The sequence below is a fragment of the Streptomyces sp. NPDC029292 genome (assembly GCF_055569295.1).
The window spans coordinates 24,254-38,313 of record NZ_JBVHXR010000004.1 but is presented as its reverse complement, the minus strand read 5'-3'; the positions used below and the strand labels follow the sequence as shown (position 1 = coordinate 38,313).

General features: G+C 73.8%; 9 protein-coding genes. 8 read left to right on the top strand and 1 reads right to left on the bottom strand.

What is annotated here, in order from left to right; genetic code table 11:
- Window positions 1-70: 70 nt before the first annotated feature.
- Window positions 71-1,345, top strand: coding sequence for an FHA domain-containing protein (locus ACZ4WS_RS11320; RefSeq protein ID WP_467979352.1), 1,275 nt, complete (start codon window positions 71-73; stop codon window positions 1,343-1,345).
- Between the two features lie 22 nt (window positions 1,346-1,367).
- Here ACZ4WS_RS11320 and ACZ4WS_RS11315 read toward each other — a convergent pair whose 3' ends face one another.
- Window positions 1,368-2,354 carry a methyltransferase domain-containing protein gene (locus ACZ4WS_RS11315; protein ID WP_467979350.1) on the bottom strand — a complete coding sequence of 329 codons (987 nt, stop codon included), beginning with the start codon at window positions 2,352-2,354 and terminating at the stop codon, window positions 1,368-1,370.
- A gap of 125 nt (window positions 2,355-2,479) precedes the next feature.
- Here ACZ4WS_RS11315 and ACZ4WS_RS11310 point away from each other — a divergent pair, with 125 nt between their 5' ends.
- From ACZ4WS_RS11310 to ACZ4WS_RS11280, 7 genes are all read left to right on the top strand, one after another.
- Window positions 2,480-2,884: a globin gene (locus tag ACZ4WS_RS11310; protein ID WP_467979348.1), complete on the top strand. Its 405-nt coding sequence runs from the start codon at window positions 2,480-2,482 to the stop codon at window positions 2,882-2,884.
- A 218-nt stretch (window positions 2,885-3,102) separates the two neighbouring features.
- Window positions 3,103-6,384: an FtsX-like permease family protein gene (locus ACZ4WS_RS11305; RefSeq protein ID WP_467979346.1), complete on the top strand. Its 3,282-nt coding sequence runs from the start codon at window positions 3,103-3,105 to the stop codon at window positions 6,382-6,384.
- A 22-nt stretch (window positions 6,385-6,406) separates the two neighbouring features.
- Window positions 6,407-9,442 carry an ABC transporter permease gene (locus ACZ4WS_RS11300; RefSeq protein ID WP_467979344.1) on the top strand — a complete coding sequence of 1,012 codons (3,036 nt, stop codon included), beginning with the start codon at window positions 6,407-6,409 and terminating at the stop codon, window positions 9,440-9,442.
- A 130-nt stretch (window positions 9,443-9,572) separates the two neighbouring features.
- Window positions 9,573-10,532, top strand: coding sequence for an ABC transporter ATP-binding protein (locus ACZ4WS_RS11295; RefSeq protein ID WP_467979343.1), 960 nt, complete (start codon window positions 9,573-9,575; stop codon window positions 10,530-10,532).
- Between the two features lie 181 nt (window positions 10,533-10,713).
- Window positions 10,714-11,478, top strand: coding sequence for a FadR/GntR family transcriptional regulator (locus ACZ4WS_RS11290; RefSeq protein ID WP_467979342.1), 765 nt, complete (start codon window positions 10,714-10,716; stop codon window positions 11,476-11,478).
- Window positions 11,479-11,643: 165 nt separating this feature from the next.
- Window positions 11,644-13,101 (top strand): four-carbon acid sugar kinase family protein, encoded by a 1,458-nt coding sequence (locus ACZ4WS_RS11285; protein ID WP_467979340.1) that lies wholly within the window; start codon window positions 11,644-11,646, stop codon window positions 13,099-13,101.
- The gene (locus ACZ4WS_RS11280; RefSeq protein ID WP_467979338.1) at window positions 13,092-13,949 is read left to right on the top strand and encodes a class II fructose-bisphosphate aldolase; all 858 of its coding nucleotides are present in this window, start codon (window positions 13,092-13,094) and stop codon (window positions 13,947-13,949) included. Before ACZ4WS_RS11285 ends, ACZ4WS_RS11280 begins: the two co-directional genes overlap by 10 nt.
- Window positions 13,950-14,060: the final 111 nt, after the last annotated feature.

Here is a 14,060-nt window from a genome sequence, read left to right as displayed (position 1 = left end):
GCCCGGTTCCCTCCTGGGGGCTGGAGAAACCCGGCCATAACGGCCGGAAAGGAAAGGGGGACGCGCCGACATGCCGACCTGCCCGAACGGACACCAGTCGGGATCCGACGACTGGTGCGAGGTCTGCGGTCACCGCATGGCCGGTGCCGTACCTCCGCCCCCACCACCGCCGCCCGCCGCGGGTTACGGCTATCCGGCGCCCGGTTCGCCGCCGCCGCCCGGCGCCGGCGGGCGAGGGCACCTCTCCGCCGTGCCCGACCCCGCGCCGGAGCTCTGCCCGCAGTGCCGTACGCCCCGTGAGGGCGGCGCGCCGTTCTGCGAGCAGTGCCGGTGGAACTTCCTGACGAACACCGCGACCTCGTACACGCCTGCCGCGCCGCGTCCGCCGGCTCCCGCGCCCGGTCCTGCCGGAGGCCCGAATCCGGCGCAGGGGTTCCAGCAGCAGGGGTTCCAGCAGCCGGGGCAGCCCGCCGGTCCCGGTCAGGACCCCTTCGAGTACCAGAGCTCGCGGCCCTCGCAGATGAACAGGCCCGCCGAACCGATTCCGCCGGGTCCGCCCGTTCCGCCGTTCGGCGGCGGCCCCCCGGCGTTCGGCGGCGACCCCTCGCGTCCGGTTCCGCCGCCGCCCGGGCCCACGCCCGGAGGCCCCGACGAGCCCGGCCGCCAGAGCGGCCCCGGCGCCCCGCAGGCCTACAGCCAGCAGCCGGCCGCGCCCTACTTCCCGGTGGGCGCACCACCGCAGGCCCCCGGCCCGCAGCCCGGCGGCCCGTCCTTCGGCGGCGGTGACGACGACTGGGTCATCTCCCCGCCGTCCGCCGGTGCGCCCGGCGGCCCGGGTGGCCCGAACGGTCCCGGCGCCGGCCAGGGCGGCGGCTACGGCTACCCGCAGTCCGGCCCGACCCAGGCCCCGCCCGGCCCCGCCTACCAGCAGCAGCGCGCGCTGTCCTGGACCGTGACGATCGGTCCCGACCGCGAGTACTTCATGGCGATGATGCAGCGCTCCGGCCCCGAGGCCGCGGGCCTGAACCTGCCCGCGTACTCGCCGGAGCAGCAGCGCCCGCTCACCGGCAACCAGTTCACCATCGGCCGCCGCCGGCACTCCACCGGCGACACCCCCGACATCGATCTGTCGGTGCCCCCGGAGGACCCGGGCGTCTCGCACCAGCACGCGGTCCTGGTCCAGCAGCCGGACGGCAGCTGGGCGGTCGTCGACCAGAACTCCACGAACGGGACCACGGTCAACGGCGGCGAGGAGCCCATCCAGCCGTTCGTGCCGGTACCGCTCCAGGACGGGGACCGGGTGCACGTGGGCGCCTGGACGACGATCACCGTCAGGCGCGGCTAGGACCGCCCGCTGAGGTACGTGGTTACGGCAGCGGCCAGGCGTACGGCCCCTCGGGGGCGTCCAGCCACGCCCAGGCGCGTTCGCCGCTGACCGTGATCCCGTACCGCTCGCGCACCGGCTGCTCCTCGCGCTCCCACAGCGCGTACGCCTCGTACGGGTCGAGGCGGCCGGCCGTCAGGGTCAGCAGGAACCGGAACAGCTCGTGGACCCTTGCCCGGCGCGGCAGCGCGCCCAGGTGCTGCGGCTCCGGCTCCGGCTCGCGTCGGGTGCCGCCGCGCAGCGGCACGAAATAGGCGGGCGTGTGCAGGAAGCGCCCCTCGGCGTGCCCGGTGTCCCGGACCCGCAGGGCGATCAGTCCGGTGGCCAGCGGCGCGAGGATGCGGGCGCCCGGGTTGCACTGGAGCAGCCAGGGGTGCGGGATCGAGGTCAGCGTGCAGGTGGCGATGATCCGGTCGAAGGGGGCACGCCCGGGGACCCCGCGGGCGCCGTCGCCGGTGACGACGGTCGGGTGGTAGTCGGCGGTGGCCAGGTGCCGTCGCGCGGACTCGGTGATCTCCGTGTCGAGGTCGATGGTGGTCACGAGGTCGTCGCCGAGGCGGTGGGCGAGCAGGGCCGCGTTGTAGCCGGTCCCGGCGCCGATCTCCAGGACGGCGTCCCCGTCCCGTACCTCCAGCTCGGTCAGCATCTTCGCCATCAGCGACGGCTGACTGCTGGAGGAGACCAGCTCCCCGTCGCGCACCCGGGTGGCCAGCGGGGAGTCCGCGTACGCGCCGCGCACCCAGCGCTCCCGGGCCCGCGGGTCGGGGTCCTCACCCCACACCCGCTCGAAGCCGCCCTTGACTCCGATGTAGTAGTACGGCACGAAGAGGTGGCGGGGGACCGCCTCGAACGCCTCCCGCCAGACCGGATCATCCTCCCAGGCCCCGCTCCGGTCGATCTCGCGCACCAGGGCGGCCCGCGCCAGGGTGGCGAGGTCGTCGAGGTCGTGGTCGAGAGCGTGCGCGCTCATACCTCCACTGTGCTGCGGCGGTGGCCGCGAGGCGAGCACCGGACCCGGCCGATCCGGAATGGCTCACTCAAGCCGGTGGTCCCAAGCCTTGAGTCCTCCGCCACCCGGTCTGAGACCATGGACGGGTGAATGAGATTCGGCGCGGCACGCTTCAGGAGCAGACCTTCTACGAGCAGGTCGGCGGCGAGGAGACCTTCCGGCGCCTTGTCCACCGTTTCTACCAGGGTGTCGCCGAGGACCCGCTGCTGAAGCCCATGTATCCCGAGGAGGACCTGGGTCCGGCCGAGGAGCGCCTCACGCTGTTCCTGATTCAGTACTGGGGCGGCCCGACGACGTACAGCGAGAACCGCGGCCATCCCCGGCTGCGGATGCGCCATGCCCCGTTCACCGTCGACCAGGCCGCGCACGACGCCTGGCTCAAGCACATGCGCGTCGCCGTCGAGGAGCTCGGCCTCTCCGAGGAGCACGAGCACACGCTGTGGAACTACCTGACGTACGCGGCGGCTTCGATGGTGAACACCGCCGGATGATCCTCGGTCGCTGACGCGCGTATTCCGATCGGTCGCTGACGTACGTATTCCGGTCACTCGCTGACGTACGCATTCCGGTTACTCGCTGACGCTCACATTCCGGTCGCTCGACGCCGGATTCCGGTCACGATCCGGTCAAGCCCACCCCACAAGCGCTTACCCGTGTGCCGCCCCTCTGCCAGCATCGCCCGAAGGCCGGGACGACGGCGGGGGGCCGGGTGACGGGTTTCGTACTACTGCGTGCGCGGGCGCATCGCCTGCTGCTCGCCGCCGCGCTGCTCACCGTCCTGCTGACCACGGCGGTGCTCGCCACCCTCACGGTGTACTCCGGCGCAATCGGCGACGCGTCCCTGCGCCACGCGCTCCAGGACCCCCGGACCGCCGCCGACACCGCGCTGGTCGTCAAGGCCGAGGTCCCCGCGGAGCAGCGCGAGGCCGCCGACCGGGCCGTGCGCGAGGGAGCCCGGCAGACCTTCGGCGGGTTCCCGGTCACGCTGCGGACCCTGGTGCGCTCGGGCCCGTACGCGCTGCCCCGCACTCTGCAGCCGCCCGCCGCCCGTTCCGGCGACCCGGATCTCACCCACTTCGCCGCCCTCGACCGCACCCAGATCCGGGTCACCGCCGGGCGGCTGCCCGGCGGGTCCGGTGGCGCGGTCGTGGACGTCGCACTGCCCGCGACGGCCGCCGACCGCCTCGGCCTGAAGCCCGGCGCGCGGCTCACCCTCGTCGACCGGCTCAGCGGCCCGAAGGTGCGCGTCCGGATCACCGGCCTGTACCGGCCCGCCCAACCGACCGCGCCCTACTGGAAGCTGGACGAGCTGGGCGGCCGCGGCATCAACAAGGTCGACTTCACGACGTACGGGCCACTGCTCACCGATCCCGCCGTCCTCGGCGGTGGCCGGGTGAGCGCCGGGGAATCCGCGTGGCAGGCGTCAGCGGACTTCTCGACGCTGACGCCCGGCCGGATCGGCGCCCTGCGGGACGCGGCCGGCGCGGGGCAGCGGACACTGCGCAAGGCCGGTGCCCTGAGCGGCATCACGGCCGTCACGACCTCGCTGCCCGAGGTGCTGAACCGGGTCGAGCGTTCGCTGCTGGTGTCGCGTTCGACGCTGCTGATCGTCGTGTTGCAGCTGGCGCTGCTCGCCGGGTACGCGCTGCTCCTGGTCGCCCGGCTGCTGAGTACCGAACGGGCGGGCGAGACACGGCTGCTGAGGGCGCGCGGCGGTTCGCGCGGCCGGGTCGCGGGGCTCGCCGCCCTGGAGGCGCTGCTGCTCGCCGGGCCCGCCGCGCTCTGCGCGCCGCTCCTCGCCGGGCCGCTGACCCGGCTGCTCGCCGGGCAGGGCGCGCTGGCGCGGATCGGGCTGCGCCTCGACACCTCGGGCGGGCGCGGCGGTGTGTGGCTGGTCGCGGCGGGTGTGGCGCTGGGATGCGCGCTGGCCGTGACGGTTCCGGCACTGACCTCCGGGGACGCGGTCGAGGGGCGGGCCCGCTCGCTGCCCGCTCCGGTGCGCGCGGGCGCGGACGTCGGTCTGCTGGTGATCGCGGCGGTCGCGTACTGGCAGCTGAACCGGCAGACCTCCGGTGCCGTCACCGGCAACCTCCCCCAAACTCCCGGCTCCGCTCGGGCAGGGGGGACCCCCATCGGCACCCTCGGCATCGACCCGCTCCTGGTCTCCGCGCCCGCCCTCGCCCTGCTCGCCGGAACCGTGCTCACCCTGCGGCTGCTGCCGCCCGTGGCCCGGCTCGCCGAACGCCGTGCCGCGAGCGGCCGGGGGCTGCCCGCCGCGCTCGCGGGCTGGCAGTTCAGCCGCCGCCCGATGCGGGGCGCAGGTCCTGTCCTGCTCCTCGTCCTCGCCGTCGCCATGGGCATGCTGGCCATCGGCCAGGGTTCCTCCTGGAACCGCTCGCAGGACGACCAGGCGGACTTCGAGGCCGGTACGTCCGTCCGTGTCCTCCCGGGCGGCGAGGGCGAGTTGGGCCAGGCCGGGACCTACACGGCGCTCCCGCACGTCCGCGAGGCGGCACCCGCCACCCGTACGACCCTGCCGCTGTCCGCCAACCGTACGGCGACGGTGCTGGCGCTGGACACCGCGCACTCGGCGGACGGGGTGCTGCTGCGGGGCGACCTGGCCGACGGGCCGGTGCGGCCGCTGCTGGCGGGGCTCGCGCCGAAGGGGGCGACCGTGGGCACACCGCTCCCGAAGGGCGCCGAGCGGCTCGGTCTGACCGCGCGGATGAGCAGCAGCGGGGAGGAGACGACGACGGACGTGACGGTGACTCTGGAGGACCGCTACGGGACGCCGTACGCCCTGCCACTCGGCCAGCTCGCCGCCGATTCCAGGGCACATACCCTCACGCTGGACCTCGCGGGGGCCACCGGTCCGCTGACGCTCACCGGGCTGCGGCTCGACATGACCCAGCCCATCGACAAGGCGCAGCAACACCGCTTCGGCATCGAGGAGTTGAGCACGACCGGCGGCGACGGCACGCAGCGGCGGCTCCCGCTGCCCGCCCGGTGGAAGGCCACCTCGCACACCACCAGCACGGCGGCGTCTCCCGACGCCTCGACCCGGCCCACACCCCCGCAGGTGGAGACGGCATCGGACTCGGCCTTTGCCGTCCGCTACGGCACCGGCTACGTCCCGCACGACTTCACCTGGCAAATGACTTCCCTGACGGTCCGTCTCCAAGTGCCCCAGCCACCGGTGTCGGAGGTCGCCGCGGTCGCGACCGACCAGTTCCTGAAGTCGGCGGGCGCGCGGACCGGGCAGCGGGTGGACGTGCCGTTCGGCGGCTCGACGGTGCCGGTGCGGATCGTGGACAGCGTACGGGCGCTGCCGACGACCGACAGCACGTCGAACGGTGGAGCGCTGCTGGTCGATCTCCGGTCCGTGAACCGGGTGCTGGAGGCGCGCTACGGGCAGGGCGTCCCGCCCACCGAGTGGTGGCTGCGCACCACGCCCGGTGACGCGGCGCGGGTCGCCGCCGCCGTGCGGGAGCGGCCCAGCGTCGAGCCGTCGCAGGTCGTCGTGCGCGACGAGATCGCGGACCGGCTGCGCGACGATCCGTTCGGGGCGGGCCCCGAGGCCGCGTTCGCCGCGGCGGCCCTGGTGGCGGCAGCGCTGGCGGCGGTCGGTTTCGCGGTGAGCACGGTGGGATCCCTGCGGGAGCGCGGCACCGAGTTCGCGCTGCTGCGGGCGCTGGGTGCCCCGCGCCGCCAGCTGGCCCGCCTGATCGCCGCCGAGCAGAGCATTCTGGTGGCGCTGGCGCTGGTGGTGGGCGTCGCCCTGGGGGCGGTGCTGACCCGGGCGGTCGTCCCGCTGATCGTGCTGACCTCCGAGGCCACCCGGCCGGTCCCGAAGGTCCTGGTCGAACTCCCGCTCCCGCACGTCGCCGCGCTGCTGGCCGCCGTGGCCGTGACACCGCTCGCGATCACGGCGTTCCTGGCGCTGCACCGCCCGGATCCGGCGAGTTCGCTGCGGCGGCACGGGGGTGAGTGACATGACCGGGAACAAGGTGCCTATGACCGGGAACGACGTGCGTGTGCCGGCCCCTTGGGTGCGCACCCGGCTGCGCGTCGCGCGTGGGGCGGCCGTCGCCCTGGCCCTGCTCGTCGCGCTGACCGCGTGTCTGGCCGCCGCCTTCCCGCGAGCGGTCGACCAGTACGAGGACGCGGGGCTGCGCCGGGCCCTCGACGAGGCCACGGCCCGGCGGACCACTGTACAGCTGTATGCCCCGCAGCCCGGCGTCGAACTCCCGCAACCACAACGGGAAAAGGCCGTGCGCGAGGCCGCCCTGCACACGGCGTACGCTCAGGTGCTGGACGCTGTGGAGAAGCCCTTCGCCGTCGACCCCGCGCAGTCCTCGTACGGGGTCCGCACCTCCAACCCCAGTGCTGCTCTGGACCGTTGGCTGCCGCAGCCGAGCGGGCTGCCCGCGCGGATGTCGCTCACCGCGCCGAACGCTCTCGCCGACCACGCCCGCCTCCGCGCCGGACGCCTGCCGCGCGTGACCGGCACGGTGACCGCGGCGACGGCGGAGGTGGAGGCCGCCATCACCGCCGACACCGCCAAGACCCTGCGGATCAAGCTGGGTTCGGTGATCCACGTCCCCGGCGTGGAGCGCGCTCCCCTGTCCATACGAGTCACCGGCATCGTCGCCCCGCGCGAGCCCGCAGGCGCGTACTGGTCGACGAATCCGGTGCTGCGCAGGCCCTCTCTGATGCAACTGCCCACGCAGGGCGGCGAGTCGGACAAGTACTGGCTCGGCGCGCTGCTGCTGCCGCCGGACGCGGCCCCGGTCATGCTCGGCACGCCCGGAAAACCGGAGCGCTACTGGCAGTTGGCCCCCGACACCTCCGCCCTGGCCGCGCACGACCTGTCCGACCTGAACTCCGCGCTCGCCTCGCTGGAGTCGGGGCCGGGCCTGGGCAGGGTGCGGGCCACCCTCGATCCGCTGGCCGACGCGACCACCGACCTCGACGACGTCCTGTCGGACTACGCCCAACTCCGTTCCAAAGTCGGTCCGTTGGTGGCGGTGGCCGCCTTCGGCACAGGTACGGTCGCCGCGGTCGTCCTGCTGATGGCGGGCGGTCTCGCCGCCGACCGCCGACGCCCCGAGCTCGCCCTGCTGCGGGCCCGCGGCGCCTCCCTGCGCGGCCTCTCGGCCCGGCTGCTCGCCGAGACGGCGGTGGTCGCGGTGCCCGCGGGCGCGCTGGGCCTCACCTGCGCGCTGCTCGCCGTCCCGGAGGGGCGCCGGTCGTACGCGGTGGCGGCCGCCGTGGCCGTGACCGCCCTGGCCTGCGCCACGCTGCCGGTGCGGGCCGCGCTCGGACACCGTGCCGTACGTCTCCACGGGGCGCGCGAGGACCTGGTGGCGGTACGTCCCTCACGGCGCCGCACGGTCGCGGAACTCACCCTGTTGGTGCTGGCGTCGGGGGCGGTCGTCGCGCTGCGGCGCCGGGGCGCCTCGGGAGACAGTCTGGTCGCCCTGGCCCCGGTGCTGGTCGGCGTCATCGCCGCGCTGCTCCTCGTCCGGCTCTACCCCCTGCCGCTGCGCCGCCTGGCACGACCGGCCGGGCGGCTGCGCGGCGCGGTCGCCCTCCTCTCGCTGGCCCGCGCGGGCCGCACTTCCACCTCCACCGTCCTGCCCCTCCTGGCCCTCCTCACCGCCCTCACCACCGCCGCCTTCGGCGGCTCGGTCCTCGCGGGCGTACGAGACGCCCGCGACCACGCGGCCCTCCTGGCCACCGGCGCGGACGCCCGGATCGAGGCGTCCCACCCCCTGCCGCCCACGCTCCCGACCGAAGTGCGCCGGACTCCGGGCGTCCACGAGGTCGCTCCGGTGAGCATCGCGTACCGGGCCCAGCTGGGAGTGGGAACGGGTCGGGAGGCGGAGACGGTGCCGGTGGTGGGGGTCGAGCCTGGGGGGTATGCGCGGTTGGCGCGGGGGATGGGGCTTGGGGGGTTTGCGGGGGCGGAGCTGAGGTGGTCGGGCGGGGCTGGCGCGTCGGGGTCGTCTGGCACGTCGGGGACGTCGGACTCGTCGGGCACGTCGGAGTCGTCTGGCACGTCGGCCACGTCGGGGACGTCGGGGACGTCGGGCGTCACTGATTCGTCCAGCGCCTCTGGCTCCTCCGACTCGCCTGGCGCCTCTAGCTCGTCCGGCACCTCTGGCCCCTCCGACTCGCCTGGCGCCTCTGGCTCGCCCGGCACCTCTGGCTCCCCCGACTCCTCCAGCTCTTCCCACTCGTCCGTCTCGTCCGGCATTTCCGACCCCTCCGGCACCGGCACCGGCACGAGGGTGCTCCCCGCCCTCGCCTCCCCCGCCGTCGCCGACCGCTACGGCACGCAGCCGTTCCCGGTGCGGCTGGAGGACGACAGCCAGGTCACCGTGCGGATCGTGCTCGTACGGGAGCTGACCCCGGCCGTGTCGGACTTGGACTTCCTGGTCGTGGACCGCGCGGGCCTCGGTACCCGACCCGCGCGCCCGACCGCGCTGCTCGTGACGGGCGGCCACCTCGACGGGGGCGCCCTGCGCGAGGCGGCGGGCGCCGGCGTGGACGTACGCCTGCGGGCGGAGGAACGGAAGCGGTACGTGGACTCACCGCTCCAGCCCGGCGCCGAGCGGATCTACACGGCGGCGGTCGCGGCGGGCGCCGGATACGCCGTACTCGCCCTGCTGCTGTCCCTCGTACGCGCCGCCCCCGAACGCGCCGCGCTCCTTGCCCGCCTCCGCACCATGGGCCTCACCCGCGCCCAGGGCCGTCGCCTGCTCGTCCTGGAGTCCCTGCCCCAGGCCCTCCTGGCGTCGGCGGGCGGCGCCCTCACGGGCTGGGCGACCATCCGCCTCCTCTCCCCCGGCATCGACCTGACGACCATCGCGCTGGCCACCGCAAAATCCCCCTCCGGTGCCGCCCAACTCCGCACGGACACCTTGTCCTTGCTGCTCCCGTCCCTGTCCGTGCTCGTCCTGGCGACGGGCATCGCGGCGACGCAGGCGTGGTGGACGGGGAGACGGGGGTCGGTACAGGAGTTGAGGGCGGGGGATGCACGATGAGCGGTCACGTCATGGCCGTCATGGCCGTGGGCACCCTGCAAGCGCAGGCAGGCGCACCCGCCCCAACCAGCGCCGCGACCCCGGCGCACCCACAACACAGCGCCCCCGGTGACCACCACAGGAGCCGCCCATGACCACCGCCAACCCCACCTTCACCGACCTGGCCACCCGCGCCGCCGCCCACCGGGACCGCCCCGCCTACGGCCACGACGCCCTCATCACCTGCGACCGCCTGGTCCGGGTCTTCTCCACGGACGGCGTGGAGGTACAGGCACTCCAGGGCCTGGATCTCCTGGTCCGCGAGGGCGAGTTGATGGCGTTGATGGGCGCGTCGGGCAGTGGCAAGTCGACGCTGATGAACATCCTGGCCGGCCTGGACACCCCCACCGCGGGTGCGGCCCGGGTCGCGGGCCGCGACCTGCTGACGATGGGCGCGAAGGACCGCCTCCGCTACCGCCGCGAGGTCGTCGGCTTCGTCTGGCAGCAGACGTCCCGCAACCTCCTCCCCTACCTGACGGCAGCCCAGAACGTCGCGCTGCCGATGCAACTCACCGGCTCCCGCAAAAAACGCCGCGCCCAGTCCGAACACGCCCTGGAACTACTGGAGTTGCTGGAGGTGGCCGACTGCCGCGACCGCCGCCCGCACCAGATGTCCGGCGGCCAGCAACAACGCACGGCGATCGCCGTGGCCCTCGCGACCGACCCCGCCGTCCTCCTCGCCGACGAACCCACCGGCGAACTCGACTCCCACACCGCCGAGCAGGTCTTCGCCGCGTTCCGCACCGCGAACGAACGCCTCGGCACCACCATCGTGATCGTCACCCACGACCAGGCGGTCGCCGGCGAGGTCCGCCGCACGGTCGCCATCCGCGACGGCCGTACCTCCACCGAGGTCCTGCGCCGCACCGAGGTCGACGCGGCCACCGGCCAGGAGGCGGTGGTGGCCCGGGAGTACGCGATGCTCGACCGCACGGGCCGCCTCCAGCTCCCCGCCGAGTACACCCGGGCCCTGGGCATGCGGGACCGCGTGGCACTGGAACTGGAGCCGGACCACATCGGCGTATGGCCGGACGACAGCGGCCGCGAGTGACGCACCTGGCGAACCACGAGTGATCCACTTCCGTAACCGAACGGCAATCACGCGGAGGTATTGACGGGCCCCGACCCCGGTGTCATGGTTACCGACATCGAGACATCAGATGTCTGACGTCAGACCTCTGGATCATCTTTGGATCATCTTCGGACCACCTTCGTCCGAGGGCGATCACCTGATGACAGACTTCTGGATCACCACCGCGATCACACCGCCCGACCCGCCCGCCGGAGGCCCAACGATGTCGCTCTCCGAAGACCTCGCCGAGCGCCTGCTCAGCGCGATCATCGACGGAACCCTGCCGCCGGACGCCGCCCTCCCCCCGGAGGCCGAGCTCGCCGAGCAGTCGTCCGTGAGCCGCCTCACCGTCCGCGAGGCGGTGAAGCAGCTGCGCGCGCAGAACGTCGTACGCGTGGTCCGCGGCCGCGGCACGTACGTGAACCCGCCGGACCGCTGGACCGCCCTGGAAGCGGTCGTCCGCGCCGCCTCCCGCGCCTCCAACACTTCGCTCTCGGAGCGGCTCATCGAGGCCCGCCGCCTCATCGAGAACGGCGCGACCGAGCTCGCCGCGGTCCGCCGGAGCGACGCCGACCTCGCGGAGCTGCGCGAGCACCTCGCCGCGATGCGGGCCGCGGCCGACGCGGGCGACACGGAGCAGTTCGTGCAGGCCGACATCGACTTCCACGACACCGTGATGCGGGCGACCGGCAACCTCTTCGTCCCGCTCCTCTTCGAACCCTTCGGCCCCCTCCTGGCCGAGGGGCGCCGCGAGACCTCCGCGGTCCCCCAGATCCGCGTCAACGCCATCGCCCACCACGAGTCCGTCCTCACCGCCCTGGAATCGGGCAACCCGGACAGGGCCCGCCAGGCAATGGACGCCCACATGACCCAGACGGCGACCGACTATCGCACGCACGTGCTGAAGGACACCGAACCGTCGTAGCCGTGGGCACCCTGCAAGCGCCGGTAAGCCCACCCACCTCGAGCTCAGCCCCGACGCCGGGCCACAAATAGCCCCAGTACCCCGGGCCACTGACAACCCCAGTACCCCGGGCCACTGACAACCCCAGTCCCAGCCCCTGTCGTACCCCCGTCCCCAGGAACCGCCATGTCCCTACCCCGCCATGCCCTCCCCGAGTCAGAGGTCCTCGCCGGCCTCCCGCCCGTCAGGGCAGTAGAGGCCTCCGAGGTCACCGCAAGGCTCAAGGGCGCCCCCCGCCTGGTCGTCCTGGACGACGACCCCACCGGCACCCAGACAGTCGCCGACATCCCGGTCCTCACCACCTGGACGGTGGAAGACCTCCGCTGGGCCCTCCGCCAGAAGAGCACCGCGTTTTTCGTGCTCACCAACACCCGCAGCCTCTCCCCCGAGGACGCCGCCACCCGTAACCGTGAGATCGTCCGCGCCCTGCTCGAGGCCTCCCGGGCCGAGAACATCCCGTACGTCATCGCCTCCCGCGGCGACTCCACCCTTCGCGGCCACTTCCCCCTCGAAACGGACGTTCTCGCCGAGGAGTTGACGACCGCGACCGAAGGAACGGACACCCCCGACGGCGTCGTCCTCGTCCCCGCGTACATCGAGGCCGGCCGCCTCACCATCGACTCGGCGCACTGGATGCGCACGCCGGACGGCCTGCTCCCCGTGGGCGAGAGCGAGTTCGCGAAGGACGCCACCTTCGGCTACCGCTCCTCCGCCCTCCCCGAGTGGGTGGAGGAGAAGACGTCCGGCCGCACCCCCGCCGACATGGTCGCCCGCATCACCCTCACCGACCTGCGCACCGGCGGCCCCGCCCACGTCGCCGAGCAGCTCGCCGCGCTGCGCGACGGCGCCATGGCCGTGGTCGACGCGGTCTGCGACGACGACCTCCGCGTCCTCGCGCTCGCCCTCGCCGACGCCGAGGAGAAGGGCGCTCGCCTCCTCTACCGCGTGGGCCCCTCCTTCGTACGAGCCCGAGCGGGCCAGTCCGCCCACCCACCGCTCACCGCAGCCGAGTTGAGGCCGCTGCGCGCGGACGCTGCCCACGGACTGATCGTGGTCGGCTCCCATGTCTCCCTGACCACCCGCCAGTTGAACCATCTGCGCGAACAGCACGGTGATCTCTCGGAGTTCGAACTCGACGTCGCCCAGCTCCTCGACACCACCCGCCGCGACGCCCACATCGACGAGATCGCCAAGACGGCGGCCGCCGCGCTGGAGCGAGCGGACACGATCATCCGCACCACCCGCACGGTGGTCACCACCGACGACCCCGACGAGAGTCTCGCCATCTCCCGGAGCGTCTCCGCCGCACTCGTCGAGGCGGTCCGCCGCGTCCACGCGGCCCGCCGCCCGGCCTTCGTCATCGCCAAGGGCGGCATCACCTCCAGCGACACCGCCACCCACGGCCTCGAGATACGCCGCGCCTGGGCCCGCGGCACGCTGCTGCCCGGCATCGTCTCGCTGTGGCAGCCCGTCGACGGCCCGGCCGCCGGCATCCCGTACATCGTCTTCGCGGGGAACGTCGGCGCAGACACCGCCCTCGCCGACGCTCTCGCCCTCCTGAGGAGCGCCGCCTGGTGCTGCTGACCGGAACCGAGGGCCTCAAGGCCCTGACCACGGCGTACGAGACCGGGCATGCGCTCCCCGGCTTCGTCGCGTACAACCTGGAGACGGTGCAGGGCATCGTCGCCGCGGCGGAAGCGAACCCCGGCACCCCTGTCCTCCTCCAGGCCGGCTCCAGCCCCTTCAAGCACGCGGGCCGCGAACCCCTGATGCGCCTCGCGCTGGACGCCGCGGCACACTCCGACGCTCCCCTGGGCGTCCACCTCGACCACAGCCGCGACCTGGACGAGATCACCGTCTGCCTGGAGGCGGGCTACACCTCGATCATGGTCGACGGCTCCCACCTCCCCTTCGCCGAGAACATCGCGCTGACCCGCGAGGCCGTACGCCGGGCCCGCGTCCACGGGGCATGGGTGGAGGCCGAGTTGGGCGCACTGGCGGGCGACGAGGACGTCTCGACGAACGCGCACGCGTCCGCGACCGCCATGACCGACCCGTCCCAGGCAGCCGAGTTCGTCGCCGAAACGGGCGTGGACGCCTTGGCGGTCGCGGTCGGCAACGTCCACGGTTTCACCGCGGCCCCGGTCCGCCTGGACCTGAACCGCCTCGCCGCGATCCACTCGGCCGTCCCCGTGCCTCTGGTCCTGCACGGCGCCAGCGGCCTCCCCGAGGAACAACTCCTCGGCGCCCTGTCCAGAGGCGTGGCGAAGGTCAACGTCAACGCCGAACTCCGTCGCGCCTACCTCCAGGCGGTGAGCGACCAACTCCCCAGCGCGCTCCCGGGTTCGGACGTGGTCGCCCTCTGGTCGGCGGGCCGCCACGCGGTAACAGAGGCGGCAACACGCATCATCGCCCAGCTCACGCTCGTTTAGCCCGTCCGGCGCTTGAGGACGAGGCCGTCCAGGCCGAAGCGGGGGCCTGGGGGCGGCAGCCCCCCGGTACGGGACGGGAAGGGGCGGAGGGGGCGAACCCCAGGACGCAAG